This window comes from Pseudomonas sp. TE21394 (assembly GCF_054057835.1).
Genome location: NZ_JBSRZR010000001.1, coordinates 1,232,468 through 1,250,586 on the forward strand (window position 1 = coordinate 1,232,468; position 18,119 = coordinate 1,250,586).

An 18,119-nucleotide genomic window follows, 5' to 3' on the forward strand; every position below is an offset into this window, starting at 1 on the left:
GCCTCAGTGCAAGGCCTTGCGGGCGAAATGCCGAGGCCGGAAACCGCACAGGTACAGGCAGCCGAAATAGCTCACCACCCCAGCCAGCACCAGCGCCCCCAGGCGAACCAGGCGCGCCAGCATGCTGCCCTGCTCCCAGGCTGGCAGGTAGTGCATGCCGGCCAGCAACACCGCCGACATCAGCCCCACCGCCAGCAGCAACTTGAGCAGGAACATCGCCCACCCAGGCTGTGGCTGGAACAGCTGCTGGCTGCGCAGTTTCCAGAACAGCAGGCCGGCATTCAGGCAGGCGCCCAGGCTGATCGCCAGGGCCAGCCCGGCATGTGCCAGCGGGCCGACCAGGGCCAGGTTGAACAGTTGGGTGCAGACCAGGGTGAACACCGCGATCTTCACCGGCGTGCGGATATTCTGCTGCGCATAGAAGCCGGGGGCCAGCACCTTGATCAGAATGATCGCCAGCAAGCCCACGGAATAGGCAATCAATGCCCGCTGGGTCATGGCCGCGTCGGTGGCGGTGAACTTGCCGTACTGGAACAGCGCCACGGTCAGCGGCTCGGCGAGGATGGCCAGGGCCAGGGTGCACGGCAACACCAGCAGGAAGCACAGGCGCAGGCCCCAGTCGAGGATCCGTGAATACTCTTCACGGTCCTTGTTGGCGTAGGTCTTGGCAAGGGTCGGCAGGAGAATGGTGCCCAGAGCCACGCCCAGCACACCTGAAGGCAGCTCCATGAGGCGGTCGGCGTAGTACATCCAGGACACCGAGCCAGCCACCAGGAACGAGGCAAAGATGGTGTTGATGATCAGCGAAATCTGGCTCACCGACACCCCGAGAATCGCCGGCAGCATCTGCTTGAGCACCCGCCAGACCCCGGCGTCGCGCAGGTTCAGGCGCGGCAGCACGAGCATGCCGATCCGTTTCAGCGCTGGCAGCTGGTACAGCAGCTGCGCCAGGCCTCCGGCCAGCACGCCCCAGGCCAGGGCCATGATCGGCGGGTCGAAGTACGGCGTGAGCAGCACGGCGAAGGCGATCATCGCCACGTTCAACAGGGTCGGGGTGAAGGCCGGCACCGAGAAACGGTTCCAGGTATTGAGGATGGCCCCAACCAGCGAAGACAGCGAGATCAGCAATATATAAGGAAAAGTCACCCGCAACAGGGCGGTGGTCAGCTGGTACTTTTCGGCGCTGTCGACAAAGCCCGGGGCAGTCGCCCAGACCACCCACGGTGCGGCCAGGATACCGATGGCGGTGACCAGTGCCAGGACCAGGGTCAGTAGGCCGCTGACATAGGCGACGAAGGTACGGGTGGCCTCCTCGCCTTGCTGGGTCTTGTATTCAGCCAGGATCGGCACGAACGCCTGGGAAAACGCACCTTCGGCGAAGATGCGCCGCAGCAGGTTGGGCAGCTTGAAGGCGATGAAGAAGGCATCGGTGGCGATGCCGGCGCCGAAGATGCGCGCCAGGATGGTGTCGCGGACAAAGCCCAGCACCCGCGAAATCATGGTGATCGAGCTTACCGCAGCCAGGGATTTGAGCAGGTTCATCGAAAAGATTCACGCCAAGGGCAGAGGACGCTGCCAGACAGCGTCCGAATGTGCGATACTCCCGCGCCTTCGCAGGGGAGCCAAAAATTCCCGAGTTTACAGGTCGCGCAGCAGAAAGGAATCTTTCCATCCTGTTGGCGCACCGCTCGGCGGAACCTTGCAGGTGGCCTTGACATCCGCTCGACTGATCGGCATGATTCGCGGCCTATTTTGTTTGCTATTTACCTAAAGTCTTTCGAGGAGCTCGACGGTGGCCAACACACCTTCCGCCAAGAAACGTGCAAAACAGGCTGAGAAGCGTCGCAGCCACAACGCCAGCCTGCGTTCCATGGTCCGCACCTACATCAAGAATGTAGTCAAAGCCATCGACGCAAAAGACGCCGAAAAAGCGCAAGCCGCTTACGTTCTGGCTGTGCCTGTAATCGACCGTATGGCCGACAAGGGCATCATCCACAAGAACAAGGCTGCTCGTCACAAAGGCCGTCTGAATGGCCACATCAAGGCGCTGAAAGAAGCTGCAGCTGCCTAAGCGACGCGCTAGTCGAAAAACCGACCCTAGGGTCGGTTTTTTGTTGCCTGCGATTTGTGCTTCAGCACCAACCCATCGCCGCACCGCTTTTTGCAGGAGCGGACTTGGGTCATGATCGGGCTGCAGCATAGGCATTGCAGCTGCAGTTGAGGGGCTGCTAGGCAGCCCCATCGCGACACAAGCCCGCTCCTGCAAAATGAGGCATGCCTGCGTTAGCCCGGTATTACTTGGCTATCTGGATCTTCGGCGCCCATTTCAGCCATTCTTCTTCGGCCTGGTCGAACAAGGCGAAGGTCTGCTGCGGCCGCGCCGGGTTACCCATCTGCTCGCCATCCGGCGTGGCGAAGGCAATACCACCGTCGATCAGGGTTTCCACCGACTCGGTACGCACCGTAGCCCCCTTGAACAGCCCCCAGTCGAAACCGAAGCCACTGCTGTTCCAGAAACGACTGCCGTTGCGCACCAGTGCCGCATAGCGCGGTTCGATCAGGATATGGATCAGCACGCGGTCAGCATTCTGGCCCAGCTCGAAGCCCGTCACCTTGCCCACCGCTACTTCGCGGTAGGTAACCGGTACACCCGGCTTGATCGAACCACGACGCGGGGCACTTAGCGTCAACGGCAGGCCGACTTCCGGCCCTGCCACTTGCGGGGCTTCGGCCAGCGCGATGAAGTCATGCTGCGGGCCGCGGTCCTTGGTTGCCGGTTGCACTTCCAGGTATTGCCCGCCAACCAGGGTATCTAGGTTCTGTGTACGCACCAGGCCAAAGGCCGGCTTGACCACCCAGAACTGCGTGCCGACCCGGGCAATACGGTTCGCTGCCTCGGTAATGCGCGCCCGCAGCAACACCGCCTGCAGGTCAGTGGTGAGGTCGACGCTCTCGACGCTGCCTACATCCAGGCCGCGGAAGCGGATTGCCGTGCCCGGCTTCAGGCCATCGGCACGGTCGACGCGGATGGTGACCAGCGTGCCTGCACGGTTGGCCGCCTCCTGGCTGTCGTGCAGACGGAAGCGCGGAATATGACGCTTGAGCGCCACATTGGGTCGCGGCGTGTCGAAGGCGATACCACCGGCCATCAGCGTCTGCAGCGACTCACTCTTGATCTTGATGCCCGACAGGCCACCGGTGAGGGTGATACCACTGACGTTCCAGAAGCGCGACGAGCCGTTGACCAGCTTTTCGTATTCCTTCTCGATATGCACGCCGATCAGGATGCGGTTGCTGTTACGCGCAAACTGGTAGCTCTGCACGCTACCCACCTTCACCTGGCGGTACATCACCGGGCTCCCGATCTCCAGCGAACCCAGGGTGTCGGCGAACAGCACCATGTGCAGGCCAGGCGCCTTGAGGTCGAGTGGCGGCGCCTTGGCGCGGGCCTCGAACTCGCGCTCGGGACGTGCGCCTTTCTCGCCGGGACGGATAGCGATGTAGTTGCCTTTGACCAGTGCTTCCAGGCCAGTGATACCCGCCAGCGAAATCGATGGTTTGACCACCCAGAACTGCGTACCCTCGACCAGGTAGTCCTCGGTCAATGGGTCCAGCGTCAATTCGGCCGATGCGCTGGCCAGGTTGTCTTCCATCTTCAGGGTTTTCAGCGAGCCGACCTGGATCCCCTTGTACATGACCGGCGTACGGCCCGCCTGCAGGCCCTCATAATCGCTTAGCTTCAGCTTCACGCGGATACCGGCCTGGGCCGCATCGAAGTCCTCATACAGGCGGAACGGCAGGCTGGGGTCTGTGGGCGGGCTGTCCTGGCGATGTTCCGGCGTGGCGAAGGCGATACCACCAGCCACGATGCTCGACAGCGACTCGCTGCGCACCTTCACCCCCGACAGCGAGGCATCGATGCTGACGCCGCTGGCGTTCCAGAAACGCGTGTGCTTGCGCACCAGGCTGGCGTATGCCGGCTCGATGAAGACTTTGATTTCGACGGTGCTCTGGTCGTCGGAGAGGCGATAGCTTTTCACCCGGCCAACCTGGATCTGCTTGTAGAACACCGGACTGTCACGGTTGAGTGAACCGAGCCGGTCGGCCTTTAGGGTCAGGTGCAGGCCCGGCTCGGTGTCCGACAACGGCGGCGCCACCTTCAACGCAGTGAAGCGCTTGGTACGCTCCCCTTCTCCCGGGCTGACGGCGATGTAGTTACCGGACACCAGTGTTTCAAGACCGGAAATACCCGCCAGGCTGACACTTGGCTTGACCAGCCAGAAGCGCGTGCCTTTGGTCAGGTGGGGTTCGGCGGCCTTGTTCATCTCGATGGTGGCGATCACCCCCTGGTTCTCGCCCTTGGCGTCCAGCACCAAGCGGGTCACCTTGCCGACCGGCATGCCCTTGTAGATGACCTCGGTCTTGTTGGCGACGATCCCCTCGCCCGACTCGAAGCGGACTTCAATTTCCACGCCGGCATCACGGTAAGCCTGCCACGCCAGCCAACCACCGATCATCAAGGCGATCAAAGGCAGGATCCAGATGGCCGACCAGTTCGAGGCAGGGCGGGTTTTAGCCGTTGGCAGGTCACTCATGGTCGTCATCCGACTCCGTGTTATCCCAGATCAGTCGGGGATCGAAAGTTAAAGCAGCAAGCATTGTCAGAATCACCACAGTTGCAAAGGCGACAGCGCCCAGGTTGGCTTCGACACTGGCGATTCGGCCGAAATTCACCACCGCCACCAGGATGGCGATGACAAAGATATCCAGCATGGACCAGCGTCCGATGAATTCGATGAAGCGGTACATCAATATCCGTTGCCGCGCCGAAAGCGGCTGCCGCCGCTGAACGGAATACAACAACAGGCCGATTCCCACCAGCTTGAAGGTGGGCACCAGGATGCTGGCAATGAACACCACGGCAGCAATGGGCACCATGCCATGCTTGAGCAAGGTGATGACGCCGGACATGATCGTGTCGGGGCTACCTTGGCCGAGCGTACTCACGGTCATGATCGGCAACATGTTGGCCGGGATGTACAAGATCGATGCAGCGATCAGCAGCGCCCAGGTACGCACGATGCTGTTCGGGCGACGGGCATGCACGATGGCACCGCAGCGTGTACAGGTTTGTGAAGCGCTGCCCGGCTCTTGCCGGTTCAGCTCGTGACATTCATTACAGACCAGAATGCCCGCATCAATCGCCCGCATGCAGATCTTCCCCCGATAGCGCACTCCAGATCTGGTGCGGCGACATCACCACTTCAAGCCATACCTGGATCAACAACAGGCTGATGAAGCAGAACAGCCCCAGGCCTACGGTGAGTTCGGCCAGGTCAACAAGCTTGACGATGGCCACCAGCACGCCCATGAAATAAACCTCGAGCATGCCCCAGTCACGCAAGTGGTGATAGATGCGGTAGAACAGCAAGCCGTAATCGCGCCCGATGTTCAGCCGGATGCTCAACAGTACGGCCAGTTGGCAGAGGAGCTTTGCCAAGGGTATGGCCATGCTGCAGAGAAACACCACGACAGCCACGCCACGCATTTCCGAGTTGTACAGGCCCAGCACGCCGCTCCAGACGGTATCGTCTGATGTCTGGCCAAGCAGATGCAGCTGCATGATTGGCAGGAAATTGGCCGGCACAAACAGCAGCAGCGCCGTCAGTACCAGCGCCAGGCTACGGTTGACCACATTGTGCCGGTGGGCGTACAGCTCGTAGCCGCAGCGCGGGCACAGGGCCTTTTCATCGTGCTGGAGTACGGGCTTGCGTAGCAGCAGGTCGCATTCATGGCAGGCGACAAGCTCCTCCAGCGGCAAGCGTGCCAATGATTCGGGTTCGACAGGATTGGGCATATAGCGCTTCTGAATAGGTGCGTGGGGCTATTCTAGTGTGCTTGCCCGGATTGTGGGAGGTGTGGAGCGGGCGCGCTCCCACACGGGACCATGCATGCAGGTTTTTTTGCGTGACAAAGACAAAACCCCTACCTGCCTGCGCAGATAGGGGTTTTGCGAAATGAATCTTGACGATGACCTACTCTCACATGGGGAAGCCCCACACTACCATCGGCGATGCATCGTTTCACTGCTGAGTTCGGGATGGGATCAGGTGGTTCCAATGCTCTATGGTCGTCAAGAAATTCTGTTGCCAGAAGGTCCTGGTAGACACTCCAGCGAATCCGGATATGTGATGTTCGTGGTTCGTTGCGAACTTTCGGTTCGTATCATCTTCACCACCGCAATCTGCGTCAGCAAATTGCTTGGGTGTTATATGGTCAAGCCTCACGGGCAATTAGTATTGGTTAGCTCAACGCCTCACAGCGCTTACACACCCAACCTATCAACGTCGTAGTCTTCGACGGCCCTTCAGGGAACTCAAGGTTCCAGTGAGATCTCATCTTGAGGCAAGTTTCCCGCTTAGATGCTTTCAGCGGTTATCTCTTCCGAACATAGCTACCCGGCAATGCCACTGGCGTGACAACCGGAACACCAGAGGTTCGTCCACTCCGGTCCTCTCGTACTAGGAGCAGCCCCTCTCAAATCTCAAACGTCCACGGCAGATAGGGACCGAACTGTCTCACGACGTTCTAAACCCAGCTCGCGTACCACTTTAAATGGCGAACAGCCATACCCTTGGGACCGGCTTCAGCCCCAGGATGTGATGAGCCGACATCGAGGTGCCAAACACCGCCGTCGATATGAACTCTTGGGCGGTATCAGCCTGTTATCCCCGGAGTACCTTTTATCCGTTGAGCGATGGCCCTTCCATACAGAACCACCGGATCACTAAGACCTACTTTCGTACCTGCTCGACGTGTTTGTCTCGCAGTCAAGCGCGCTTTTGCCTTTATACTCTACGACCGATTTCCGACCGGTCTGAGCGCACCTTCGTACTCCTCCGTTACTCTTTGGGAGGAGACCGCCCCAGTCAAACTACCCACCATACACTGTCCTCGATCCGGATAACGGACCTGAGTTAGAACCTCAAAGTTGCCAGGGTGGTATTTCAAGGATGGCTCCATGAGAACTGGCGTCCCCACTTCAAAGCCTCCCACCTATCCTACACAAGCAAATTCAAAGTCCAGTGCAAAGCTATAGTAAAGGTTCACGGGGTCTTTCCGTCTAGCCGCGGATACACTGCATCTTCACAGCGATTTCAATTTCACTGAGTCTCGGGTGGAGACAGCGCCGCCATCGTTACGCCATTCGTGCAGGTCGGAACTTACCCGACAAGGAATTTCGCTACCTTAGGACCGTTATAGTTACGGCCGCCGTTTACCGGGGCTTCGATCAAGAGCTTCGCTTGCGCTAACCCCATCAATTAACCTTCCGGCACCGGGCAGGCGTCACACCCTATACGTCCACTTTCGTGTTTGCAGAGTGCTGTGTTTTTAATAAACAGTCGCAGCGGCCTGGTATCTTCGACCGGCATGGGCTTACGGAGCAAGTCCTTCACCCTCGCCGGCGCACCTTCTCCCGAAGTTACGGTGCCATTTTGCCTAGTTCCTTCACCCGAGTTCTCTCAAGCGCCTTGGTATTCTCTACCTAACCACCTGTGTCGGTTTGGGGTACGGTTCCCAGTTATCTGAAGCTTAGGAGCTTTTCTTGGAAGCATGGTATCAACCACTTCGTCGCCTGAAGGCAACTCGTCATCAGCTCTCGGCCTTGAAATCCCGGATTTGCCTAAGATTCCAGCCTACCACCTTAAACCTGGACAACCAACGCCAGGCTGGCCTAACCTTCTCCGTCCCTCCATCGCAATAACTGGAAGTACAGGAATATTAACCTGTTTTCCATCGACTACGCTTTTCAGCCTCGCCTTAGGGACCGACTAACCCTGCGTCGATTAACGTTGCGCAGGAAACCTTGGTCTTTCGGCGTGCGAGTTTTTCACTCGCATTGTCGTTACTCATGTCAGCATTCGCACTTCTGATACCTCCAGCAAGCTTCTCAACTCACCTTCACAGGCTTACAGAACGCTCCTCTACCGCGTCATCAAAGATGACACCCGTAGCTTCGGTGCATGGTTTGAGCCCCGTTACATCTTCCGCGCAGGCCGACTCGACTAGTGAGCTATTACGCTTTCTTTAAAGGGTGGCTGCTTCTAAGCCAACCTCCTAGCTGTCTAAGCCTTCCCACATCGTTTCCCACTTAACCATGACTTTGGGACCTTAGCTGACGGTCTGGGTTGTTTCCCTTTTCACGACGGACGTTAGCACCCGCCGTGTGTCTCCCATGCTCGGCACTTCCAGGTATTCGGAGTTTGCATCGGTTTGGTAAGTCGGGATGACCCCCTAGCCGAAACAGTGCTCTACCCCCTGGAGTGATACATGAGGCGCTACCTAAATAGCTTTCGAGGAGAACCAGCTATCTCCGAGCTTGATTAGCCTTTCACTCCGATCCACAGGTCATCCGCTAACTTTTCAACGGTAGTCGGTTCGGTCCTCCAGTCAGTGTTACCTAACCTTCAACCTGCCCATGGATAGATCGCCCGGTTTCGGGTCTATACCCAGCGACTAAACGCCCTATTAAGACTCGCTTTCGCTACGCCTCCCCTATTCGGTTAAGCTCGCCACTGAATATAAGTCGCTGACCCATTATACAAAAGGTACGCAGTCACCTAACAAAGTAGGCTCCCACTGCTTGTACGCATACGGTTTCAGGTTCTATTTCACTCCCCTCTCCGGGGTTCTTTTCGCCTTTCCCTCACGGTACTGGTTCACTATCGGTCAGTCAGTAGTATTTAGCCTTGGAGGATGGTCCCCCCATGTTCAGACAAAGTTTCTCGTGCTCCGTCCTACTCGATTTCATTGACAAGAGATTTTCGTGTACGGGGCTATCACCCACTATGGCCGCACTTTCCAGAGCGTTCCACTAATCTCAAACCAACTTAAGGGCTGGTCCCCGTTCGCTCGCCACTACTAAGGGAATCTCGGTTGATTTCTTTTCCTCAGGGTACTTAGATGTTTCAGTTCCCCTGGTTCGCCTCTTGCACCTATGTATTCAGTACAAGATACTCAGCTTGTGCTGAGTGGGTTCCCCCATTCAGAGATCTCTGGATCACAGTCTGTTTGCCGACTCCCCAAAGCTTATCGCAGGCTACCACGTCTTTCATCGCCTCTGACTGCCAAGGCATCCACCGTATGCGCTTCTTCACTTGACCATATAACCCCAAGCAATCTGGTTATACTGTGAAGACGACATTCGCCGAAAATTCGCATGTTGCTCTTTCGAGCAGAACTCACAAATTTTACCTTAGCCTGATAACCAGCAGTGAAACTGGTCATCAGTCTATATCTATCACATATCCGAATTTTTAAAGAACGATCTGACAAAAGCCAGAAATCAACATTCGATGCGAATGTTCATTTCTGAGTTTGATCAAGTGCAACAATTTCACAACAGCAGAAAGTGGTGGAGCCAAGCGGGATCGAACCGCTGACCTCCTGCGTGCAAGGCAGGCGCTCTCCCAGCTGAGCTATGGCCCCGTATTCTACGGCTGAACCATGTAATGGTAGGTCTGGGCAGATTTGAACTGCCGACCTCACCCTTATCAGGGGTGCGCTCTAACCAACTGAGCTACAGACCTATAACAGGGTCACGTGCAACATCGTCTTTTACAATGAATCAAGCAATTCGTGTGGGAGCTCATCAGCAGGCTGATGTCGTCGATTAAGGAGGTGATCCAGCCGCAGGTTCCCCTACGGCTACCTTGTTACGACTTCACCCCAGTCATGAATCACACCGTGGTAACCGTCCCCCCGAAGGTTAGACTAGCTACTTCTGGTGCAACCCACTCCCATGGTGTGACGGGCGGTGTGTACAAGGCCCGGGAACGTATTCACCGCGACATTCTGATTCGCGATTACTAGCGATTCCGACTTCACGCAGTCGAGTTGCAGACTGCGATCCGGACTACGATCGGTTTTGTGAGATTAGCTCCACCTCGCGGCTTGGCAACCCTCTGTACCGACCATTGTAGCACGTGTGTAGCCCAGGCCGTAAGGGCCATGATGACTTGACGTCATCCCCACCTTCCTCCGGTTTGTCACCGGCAGTCTCCTTAGAGTGCCCACCATGACGTGCTGGTAACTAAGGACAAGGGTTGCGCTCGTTACGGGACTTAACCCAACATCTCACGACACGAGCTGACGACAGCCATGCAGCACCTGTGTCAGAGTTCCCGAAGGCACCAATCCATCTCTGGAAAGTTCTCTGCATGTCAAGGCCTGGTAAGGTTCTTCGCGTTGCTTCGAATTAAACCACATGCTCCACCGCTTGTGCGGGCCCCCGTCAATTCATTTGAGTTTTAACCTTGCGGCCGTACTCCCCAGGCGGTCAACTTAATGCGTTAGCTGCGCCACTAAAATCTCAAGGATTCCAACGGCTAGTTGACATCGTTTACGGCGTGGACTACCAGGGTATCTAATCCTGTTTGCTCCCCACGCTTTCGCACCTCAGTGTCAGTATCAGTCCAGGTGGTCGCCTTCGCCACTGGTGTTCCTTCCTATATCTACGCATTTCACCGCTACACAGGAAATTCCACCACCCTCTACCGTACTCTAGCTCGCCAGTTTTGGATGCAGTTCCCAGGTTGAGCCCGGGGCTTTCACATCCAACTTAACGAACCACCTACGCGCGCTTTACGCCCAGTAATTCCGATTAACGCTTGCACCCTCTGTATTACCGCGGCTGCTGGCACAGAGTTAGCCGGTGCTTATTCTGTCGGTAACGTCAAAACAGCAAGGTATTAACTTACTGCCCTTCCTCCCAACTTAAAGTGCTTTACAATCCGAAGACCTTCTTCACACACGCGGCATGGCTGGATCAGGCTTTCGCCCATTGTCCAATATTCCCCACTGCTGCCTCCCGTAGGAGTCTGGACCGTGTCTCAGTTCCAGTGTGACTGATCATCCTCTCAGACCAGTTACGGATCGTCGCCTTGGTGAGCCATTACCTCACCAACTAGCTAATCCGACCTAGGCTCATCTGATAGCGCAAGGCCCGAAGGTCCCCTGCTTTCTCCCGTAGGACGTATGCGGTATTAGCGTTCCTTTCGAAACGTTGTCCCCCACTACCAGGCAGATTCCTAGGCATTACTCACCCGTCCGCCGCTGAATCAAGGAGCAAGCTCCCGTCATCCGCTCGACTTGCATGTGTTAGGCCTGCCGCCAGCGTTCAATCTGAGCCATGATCAAACTCTTCAGTTCAATACTGCTTGGATTTTTAAGAAACCCTAAACTTGGCTCAGCAATCTCAAATGACTATGTGATTTCTCGCATGGCCACTTGTGATGCTGATAATCTTTGTGACTATCAACCCGTACTCACAAGCACCCACACGAATTGCTTGATTCGATTTGTTAAAGAGCGTTTGGTCAAGAGCGTTTCGTCTCAACCGAGGCGCGCATTCTACGCTTTCCTCACTGCCTGTCAAGCGTTTATTTTGAAGTTTTTCGCGAGAAACTCGTTTAGCTTCAAACACTTGACTCGCTGCGATCGCTCGTAGCGGGAGGCGAATCATACAGCGTCCAAAACCGCTGTCAAGCTTCATCTCGACCGCTGCGATCATTCGACCGTAGCCCCTCCAGCTTTTCCGCAACTACTTAACCCATTGATGAACAAGGAGTTTTTCGTTCCGATGTTGCTGGAAGTGGGGCGCATTATAAGGGCATTCGAAATCGCGTCAACCTTTAATTTCAAGAAACTTTAACGTTCCTGAAAAACAAGCGGGGAGGCCTGACGGCCTCCCCGCTTCCTGTTCATTATTTACAAACTAGGGAAGGCAAACTGCGAAGCCTCATGGCTGGCCCGCTGCGGCCAACGCTGGGTAATCGCCTTGCGACGGGTATAGAAACGCACCCCGTCCGGGCCATAGGCATGCAGGTCACCGAACAGCGAGCGCTTCCAGCCACCGAAGCTGTGGTAGGCCACCGGCACCGGCAACGGTACGTTCACACCGACCATGCCCACTTCGATCTCGTCGCAGAACAGGCGCGCCGCTTCACCGTCACGGGTGAAGATGCAAGTGCCATTGCCATATTCGTGGTCGTTGATCAGCTGCATGGCCTGTTCCAGGCTGTTGACGCGCACCACGCACAGTACCGGGCCGAAGATCTCTTCCTTGTAGATGCGCATCTCCGGCGTCACGTTGTCGAACAGCGTACCACCTACGAAATAGCCATCCTCATTACCGGCCACTCGGTAACCACGACCATCCACCACCAGCCTGGCGCCGGCAGCAACCCCCTCATCGATGTAGCCCACCACCTTGTCGCGAGCGGCAGCAGTCACCAGCGGTCCCATGTCCAGGCCGCACGAGGTGCCAGCACCGATCTTCAATGCCTTGATCTGCGGTTCGAGCTTGGCAATCAGCGCATCGGCCACCTGATCACCCACGCACACCGCTACCGAAATGGCCATGCAACGCTCGCCGCAAGAACCATAGGCCGCGCCCATCAGCGCGCTGACCGCATTGTCCAGGTCGGCATCGGGCATCAGCACTGCGTGGTTCTTGGCGCCGCCCAGGGCTTGCACGCGCTTGCCACGCTTGGTGCCCTCGGCATAGATGTACTCGGCGATCGGGGTCGAACCGACGAAGCTCAGGGCCTTCACCTCCGGCGCTTCGATCAGCGCATCCACCGCTTCCTTGTCGCCATGCACCACGTTGAGGATGCCGTTCGGCAGGCCAGCTTCATGCAGCAGTTGGGCGATGTACAGGGTCGAACTCGGGTCCCGCTCGGAAGGCTTGAGGATGAACGCGTTACCGCAGGCGATGGCCAGCGGGTACATCCACAGCGGCACCATGGCCGGGAAGTTGAACGGGGTGATACCGGCAACCACACCCAGCGGCTGGAAGTCGGACCAGGCGTCGATGTTGGGGCCGACGTTGCGGCTGTACTCGCCTTTCAGCACTTCTGGCGCTGCACAGGCGAACTCGACATTCTCTATGCCACGCTTCAGTTCGCCGGCAGCGTCTTCCAGGGTCTTGCCGTGTTCTTCGCTGATCATCTGCGCAATGCGGGCTTCGTTCTGTTCCAGCAGCTGCTTGAAGCGGAACATGACCTGGGCGCGCTTGGCCGGTGGGGTGTTGCGCCACGCCGGGAAGGCTGCCTTGGCCGAGTCGATCGCCTGCTGCACGGTTGCGCGGCTGGCCAGCTCGACCTTGCGCACAGCCTGGCCAGTGGACGGGTTGAAGACATCGGCGCTGCGTTCACCCTTGGTAACCAGTTCGCCGTGGATCAGGTGCTGAACAATGCTCATGCAAAACTCCAGATAAAGAAGGTTGAGCCAGGCGCGCGAACTGCTCGCGTGCCTGGCCTCAGAATCGGACAGATCAGTCGATCAGGTTCAAGGTCTCGCCCACGGCGTCGAACAGGCGGTCCAGTTGCTGCGGCGTGGTGTTGAAGGTTGGGCCGAACTGCAGGGTGTCGCCACCAAAGCGCACATAGAAGCCGGCCTGCCACAGCTTCATCGCCGCTTCGTACGGACGAACAATGGCATCACCATCGCGGGCAGCGATCTGGATGGCACCGGCCAGGCCGTAGTTGCGGATATCGACGATGTTCTTCGTGCCTTTCACGCCGTGCAGCAGCTTCTCGAAGTGCGGCGCCAGCTCGGCAGCCGACTGCACCAGGTTTTCCTTCTGCAGCAGGTCCAGTGCCGCGATACCGGCGGCGCAAGCCACCGGGTGGGCCGAGTAGGTGTAGCCATGCGGGAATTCCACGGCGTATTCCGGGGTCGGCTGGTTCATGAAGGTCTGGTAGATCTCGCTACTGGCGATAACCGCGCCCATCGGGATGGCGCCGTTGGTTACCTGCTTGGCGATGCACATCAGGTCCGGGGTCACGCCGAAGGCTTCGGCACCGGTCATTGCGCCCATGCGGCCAAAACCGGTAATCACTTCGTCGAAGATCAGCAGGATGTTGTGCTGGGTGCAGATTTCGCGCAGGCGCTTCAGGTAACCCTTGGGCGGCGGCAGTACGCCGGCGGAACCCGCCAGTGGCTCGACGATCACGGCAGCGATGTTGGACGCATCGTGCAGTTCGATCAGCTTGAGCATTTCCTCGGCCAGGGCGATGCCACCCTCTTCCGGCAAGCCCTTGGAGAAGGCATTCACCGGCAGCACGGTGTGAGGCAGATGATCGACATCCAGCAACTGGCCGAACAGCTTGCGGTTACCGTTGACCCCCCCCAGGCTGGTGCCGGCGATGTTCACGCCGTGGTAGCCGCGGGCACGGCCGATGATCTTGGTCTTGGTCGCCTGGCCTTTCAGGCGCCAGTAGGCGCGCACCATCTTCAGTGCGGTGTCGGCGCACTCGGAACCGGAGTTGGTGTAGAACACGTGGTTCAGGTCGCCCGGGGTCAGCTCGGTGATCTTCTCGGCCAGCTGGAACGACAGCGGGTGGCCGAACTGGAAGGCCGGAGAGTAGTCCAGGGTGCCGACCTGACGTGCTACCGCCTCGGTGATCTCCTTGCGGGTATGCCCTGCGCCACATGTCCACAGCCCCGACAGCGCATCGAAGACCCTGCGCCCCTTGTCATCGACCAGGTGGTTGCCTTCGGCCGCCACGATCAGGCGTGGGTCGCGCTGGAAGTTACGGTTGGCGGTGTAGGGCATCCAGTGGGCATCCAGCTTGAGCTGGCTGGCGATACCGGCGGTAGCGGTTTCGGGCATGTTCATCGGCGGTTCCTCGGAAGACGACTAGGCAACGATGGATGTTGTTGCAGCTAAAGTGGCACGGCGATAAAGTCTGAAAAAGCCAACATTTCTAACCTTCAGACAGGCCCCCGCTAAACTGATGAGCAGACGCCCCGACCCACTCGCCCAGGTCAGCGATTTCGACATCCGCCTGCTGAAGATCTACCGCAGCGTTGTCGAGTGCGGAGGCTTCTCGGCTGCCGAGAACGTGCTGGGCATTGGTCGCTCGGCTATCAGCCAGCAAATGAACGACCTGGAGCAACGTCTGGGCCTGCGCCTGTGCCAGCGCGGTCGCGCCGGGTTCTCGCTGACCGAGGAAGGCCGCGAGGTCTACCATTCGGCCCTGCAACTGCTCAGCGCCCTGGAAACTTTCCGCACCGAAGTCAATGGCCTGCACCAGCATTTGCGTGGTGAGCTGAACATTGGCCTGACCGACAACCTGGTCACCTTGCCGCACATGCGCATCACCCATGCCCTGGCCGAACTCAAGGACCGTGGCCCCGATGTACGCATCCAGATCCGCATGATCGCGCCCAGCCAGGTCGAACACGGCGTGCTCGACGGTAGCCTGCACGTCGGCGTGGTGCCGCAGACCAGTCCGCTGTCGGGCCTGGAGTACCAGCCGTTGTACAGCGAACGCTCGCTGCTGTATTGCGCCGTCGGCCATCCGCTGTTCTATGCCGATGACCAGCAGATAGATGACGACCGCCTCAACAGCCAGGAAGCCATCGCCCCTACCTTCCGCCTGCCGGCCGAGATCCAGGCGCACTATCAGGCCCTGAACTGCACGGCGAGCGCTTCGGACCGCGAGGGAATGGCGTTTCTCATCCTTACCGGGCGCTATATCGGCTACCTGCCTGACCACTACGCCACGTTCTGGGTACAGCAAGGCCGCTTGCGTGCGCTTAAACCCCGGCAGCGCTTCTATGACCTGAGCCTGAGTTGGGTAACACGCAAGGGGCGGCGGCCCAACCTGGTGCTGGAAAGCTTCCTCGAGAGCCTGGCTGCGACACGCTGATGCCAGTCTTTGCCGAAACGCTTGTCACTTCGGCGCAGGCAGGTAATCTTGTCCGACAGCCGCAGCCATTGACCCGTACGGAATCGTCCATGACCCTAGAAGTCCCTGCGCATCGCCTCGCCACCTCGGGCAAACCCGCGGGCCGCATTCGCCAGAAAAACGAACAGGCCATCATCCAGGCCGCCGAAGACGAGTTCGCCCGCCACGGCTTCAAGGGCACCAGCATGAACACCATCGCCCTCAAGGCGGGGTTGCCCAAGGCCAACCTGCATTACTACTTCACCAACAAGCTGGGCCTGTACATCGCCGTGCTCAGCAACATCATCGAGTTGTGGGACAGTACCTTCAACGCCTTGAGCGTCGATGACGACCCGGCCGAAGCCCTGAGCCAGTACATCCGCACCAAGATGGAATTCTCCCGGCGCAACCCGCAAGCCTCGCGCATCTTCGCCATGGAAGTGATCAGCGGCGGCACCTGCCTGACCGAATACTTCAGTGCCGACTACCGCGAATGGTTCCGCGGCCGTGCCGCGGTATTCCAGGCCTGGATCGAAGCCGGCAAGATGGACCCAGTCGATCCGGTGCACCTGATCTTCCTGCTCTGGGGCAGTACCCAGCACTACGCCGACTTCGCCACCCAGATCTGCCAGGTTACCGGCCGCAGCCGCCTGACCAAGCAGGACATGGAAGACGCCAGCAACAACCTTATCCACATCATCCTGAAAGGCTGCGGCATCAAGCCGGCTGCCTGACCGTCATCTATGCCCTCTACCCTGCTCGACCTGTGCGAATACCGCGAGGAAATTCGCAAAAGCCGTTTCATCACCCTCGCCGGCCCCATCAGCAGTGCCGCCGAAGCGATGAGTTTCATCGAGCGCCACAGCGACCTGGCCGCGACTCACAACTGCTGGGCCTGGAAGCTTGGCGCCCAGTACCGCAGCAGTGATGACGGCGAACCGGGGGGCACCGCCGGGCGACCGATCCTGGCTGCAATCGAAGCGCAGGACTGCGACCAGGTGGTGGTGCTGGTGATCCGCTGGTACGGCGGTATCCAGCTGGGCACTGGTGGCCTGGCCAGGGCCTACGGTGGCGGTGCCAACAAGTGCCTGCAACAGGCCCCCAAGCGGCTGCTGGTGCAGCGCAGCGAATTCGCCTGTAGCTGTGGTTTCAGTGAACTGGCGCTGGTGAAGTTGCGCCTGGCAGAGGTTGACGGGTTGGTCCTTGACGAGCAATTCACTGCCAACGGTGTTGACTTGGTGATTGCCCTCGGCGATGCCCACCTGGAGTCTTTGCAGCAGCAACTGGCCGACCTGAGCCGCGGGCGCATTCTGCTCGAAGCGCGCTGAACATGCCCACAACAACTGTGGGCCGGCCTGTGGATAAGCTTGGGGCATTCGCTTGCAAGCCAGTGTTTTCAAGCCCTGCATGCTATTGATCATATTTTGATCAGCGATTGTACTGAACGCAGACCGCTGTTTACCCAAGCGTTATCCCCAACGGAACGCCACAAAATTCAGCTACGCCATGCGCCTTGCGCACAATAACTGTGGAACAGCCTGTGGATAACCCGTGCGCCAACAGGCCCAGGGCCAAGCCATGCACGGCTCCGAAACGACTGCTCACTTTTTATACACTCGGCAGACAGGCGCCAGTGCCCACTGTGACGTATGCTCATTACCTTTTCTTTGCTTTGATAAAGGAGTGATTCCATGGCTTCTTCAAGATCGGCCCTCATCATTGGCGCCTCGCGCGGCCTGGGCCTTGGCCTGGTGCAACGCCTGCATGAGGACGGCTGGAACGTTACCGCCACCGTACGCAACCCGCAGCAGCCTGGGGCGCTTGCCGATGTGCCCGGCGTGCGTATCGAACAGTTGGAAATGAACGACACAGCCCAGCTGGATGGCCTCAAGCAGCGTCTGCAAGGCCAGGTGTTCGACCTGGTCTTCGTCAACGCCGGTGTCATGGGGCCCCTGCCACAAGACCTGGAAACGGTACAGACCCAGGACCTCGGTGAGTTGTTCATGACCAACGCCGTGGCACCGATCCGCGTGGCCCGCCGCCTGGTCGGCCAGGTGCGGGAAGGTAGCGGCGTGCTGGCCTTCATGAGCTCGATCCTGGGTAGCGTGACCATCCCCGACGGCGGCGAAATCTGCCTGTACAAGGCCAGCAAGGCAGCGCTCAACTCGATGATCAACAGCTTCGTCGTCGAACAGCAACGCCCTGACCTGTGTGTACTGGCCATGCACCCGGGTTGGGTAAAGACCGACATGGGCGGCGAAAACGCCGAGATCGATGTGCTGACCAGCACCCGCGGCATGCTCGAGCAGATCAAGGCCCAGAGCGGACACGGCGGCCTGCGTTTCATCAACTACAAGGGCGAACCCCTGGTCTGGTGACTCA

Annotated in this window: 11 protein-coding genes, 2 tRNA genes and 3 rRNA genes; 5 read left to right on the forward strand and 11 right to left on the reverse strand. The window is 58.5% G+C overall.

Annotated features, from left to right (window positions below; genetic code table 11):
* Nucleotides 1–3: 3 nt before the first annotated feature.
* The gene (murJ, locus tag ACVWZT_RS05745) at nucleotides 4–1,542 is read right to left on the reverse strand and encodes a murein biosynthesis integral membrane protein MurJ (RefSeq protein ID WP_296231939.1); all 1,539 of its coding nucleotides are present in this window, start codon (nucleotides 1,540–1,542) and stop codon (nucleotides 4–6) included.
* A 250-nt stretch (nucleotides 1,543–1,792) separates the two neighbouring features.
* Between murJ and rpsT the strand changes: the two genes are divergently transcribed.
* A complete protein-coding gene (rpsT, locus tag ACVWZT_RS05750; RefSeq protein ID WP_003247625.1) occupies nucleotides 1,793–2,071 on the forward strand; it encodes a 30S ribosomal protein S20 in 279 nt (92 codons plus the stop codon).
* A gap of 223 nt (nucleotides 2,072–2,294) precedes the next feature.
* Here rpsT and ACVWZT_RS05755 read toward each other — a convergent pair whose 3' ends face one another.
* From ACVWZT_RS05755 to ACVWZT_RS05800, 10 genes are all read right to left on the reverse strand, one after another.
* A complete protein-coding gene (locus ACVWZT_RS05755) occupies nucleotides 2,295–4,595 on the reverse strand; it encodes an MlaD family protein (RefSeq protein ID WP_457468546.1) in 2,301 nt (766 codons plus the stop codon).
* Nucleotides 4,588–5,211 carry a paraquat-inducible protein A gene (locus ACVWZT_RS05760; RefSeq protein WP_296231941.1) on the reverse strand — a complete coding sequence of 208 codons (624 nt, stop codon included), beginning with the start codon at nucleotides 5,209–5,211 and terminating at the stop codon, nucleotides 4,588–4,590. Before ACVWZT_RS05760 ends, ACVWZT_RS05755 begins: the two co-directional genes overlap by 8 nt.
* The gene (locus ACVWZT_RS05765; RefSeq protein WP_296231942.1) at nucleotides 5,198–5,857 is read right to left on the reverse strand and encodes a paraquat-inducible protein A; all 660 of its coding nucleotides are present in this window, start codon (nucleotides 5,855–5,857) and stop codon (nucleotides 5,198–5,200) included. The genes ACVWZT_RS05760 and ACVWZT_RS05765 overlap by 14 nt, the downstream gene beginning before the upstream one ends.
* Before the next feature lie 165 nt (nucleotides 5,858–6,022).
* Nucleotides 6,023–6,138 (reverse strand): 5S ribosomal RNA (rrf, locus tag ACVWZT_RS05770).
* Nucleotides 6,139–6,272: 134 nt separating this feature from the next.
* Nucleotides 6,273–9,164, reverse strand: a 23S ribosomal RNA gene (locus ACVWZT_RS05775).
* 249 nt (nucleotides 9,165–9,413) lie between these two features.
* Nucleotides 9,414–9,489: transfer RNA gene (locus tag ACVWZT_RS05780), tRNA-Ala, on the reverse strand.
* Nucleotides 9,490–9,513: 24 nt separating this feature from the next.
* Nucleotides 9,514–9,590, reverse strand: a tRNA-Ile gene (locus ACVWZT_RS05785).
* A gap of 84 nt (nucleotides 9,591–9,674) precedes the next feature.
* Nucleotides 9,675–11,211, reverse strand: a 16S ribosomal RNA gene (locus ACVWZT_RS05790).
* Together the 16S, 23S and 5S rRNA genes with 2 tRNA genes alongside form the textbook arrangement of a ribosomal RNA operon.
* A gap of 558 nt (nucleotides 11,212–11,769) precedes the next feature.
* Nucleotides 11,770–13,263 carry a CoA-acylating methylmalonate-semialdehyde dehydrogenase gene (locus tag ACVWZT_RS05795; RefSeq protein ID WP_296235557.1) on the reverse strand — a complete coding sequence of 498 codons (1,494 nt, stop codon included), beginning with the start codon at nucleotides 13,261–13,263 and terminating at the stop codon, nucleotides 11,770–11,772.
* Between the two features lie 73 nt (nucleotides 13,264–13,336).
* The gene (locus tag ACVWZT_RS05800) at nucleotides 13,337–14,683 is read right to left on the reverse strand and encodes an aminotransferase class III-fold pyridoxal phosphate-dependent enzyme (RefSeq protein ID WP_457468549.1); all 1,347 of its coding nucleotides are present in this window, start codon (nucleotides 14,681–14,683) and stop codon (nucleotides 13,337–13,339) included.
* Nucleotides 14,684–14,798: 115 nt separating this feature from the next.
* On the opposite strand from ACVWZT_RS05800, the gene ACVWZT_RS05805 reads away from it, so the two are divergent.
* The 4 genes from ACVWZT_RS05805 to ACVWZT_RS05820 all read left to right on the forward strand — a co-directional run bounded on the left by ACVWZT_RS05805 (nucleotide 14,799) and on the right by ACVWZT_RS05820 (nucleotide 18,115).
* Nucleotides 14,799–15,719 carry a LysR family transcriptional regulator gene (locus ACVWZT_RS05805; protein ID WP_296235560.1) on the forward strand — a complete coding sequence of 307 codons (921 nt, stop codon included), beginning with the start codon at nucleotides 14,799–14,801 and terminating at the stop codon, nucleotides 15,717–15,719.
* 89 nt (nucleotides 15,720–15,808) lie between these two features.
* Nucleotides 15,809–16,471 carry a TetR/AcrR family transcriptional regulator gene (locus ACVWZT_RS05810; protein WP_170028128.1) on the forward strand — a complete coding sequence of 221 codons (663 nt, stop codon included), beginning with the start codon at nucleotides 15,809–15,811 and terminating at the stop codon, nucleotides 16,469–16,471.
* 9 nt (nucleotides 16,472–16,480) lie between these two features.
* The gene (locus tag ACVWZT_RS05815; RefSeq protein WP_457468551.1) at nucleotides 16,481–17,065 is read left to right on the forward strand and encodes an IMPACT family protein; all 585 of its coding nucleotides are present in this window, start codon (nucleotides 16,481–16,483) and stop codon (nucleotides 17,063–17,065) included.
* 363 nt (nucleotides 17,066–17,428) lie between these two features.
* A complete protein-coding gene (locus ACVWZT_RS05820; protein WP_296235554.1) occupies nucleotides 17,429–18,115 on the forward strand; it encodes an SDR family oxidoreductase in 687 nt (228 codons plus the stop codon).
* Nucleotides 18,116–18,119 lie beyond the last annotated feature (4 nt).

Excerpts from the sequence above, each read along its gene's own strand:
- ACVWZT_RS05765 (WP_296231942.1), bottom strand. The coding sequence starts at position 5,857 with ATGCCCAATCCTGTCGAACCCGAATCATTGGCACGCTTGCCGCTGGAG.
- ACVWZT_RS05760 (WP_296231941.1), bottom strand. The coding sequence starts at position 5,211 with ATGCGGGCGATTGATGCGGGCATTCTGGTCTGTAATGAATGTCACGAG.
- ACVWZT_RS05795 (WP_296235557.1), bottom strand. The coding sequence starts at position 13,263 with ATGAGCATTGTTCAGCACCTGATCCACGGCGAACTGGTTACCAAGGGT.
- ACVWZT_RS05810 (WP_170028128.1), top strand. The coding sequence starts at position 15,809 with ATGACCCTAGAAGTCCCTGCGCATCGCCTCGCCACCTCGGGCAAACCC.
- ACVWZT_RS05800 (WP_457468549.1), bottom strand. The coding sequence starts at position 14,683 with ATGAACATGCCCGAAACCGCTACCGCCGGTATCGCCAGCCAGCTCAAG.
- ACVWZT_RS05820 (WP_296235554.1), top strand. The coding sequence starts at position 17,429 with ATGGCTTCTTCAAGATCGGCCCTCATCATTGGCGCCTCGCGCGGCCTG.
- murJ (WP_296231939.1), bottom strand. The coding sequence starts at position 1,542 with ATGAACCTGCTCAAATCCCTGGCTGCGGTAAGCTCGATCACCATGATT.
- ACVWZT_RS05815 (WP_457468551.1), top strand. The coding sequence starts at position 16,481 with ATGCCCTCTACCCTGCTCGACCTGTGCGAATACCGCGAGGAAATTCGC.
- ACVWZT_RS05755 (WP_457468546.1), bottom strand. The coding sequence starts at position 4,595 with ATGAGTGACCTGCCAACGGCTAAAACCCGCCCTGCCTCGAACTGGTCG.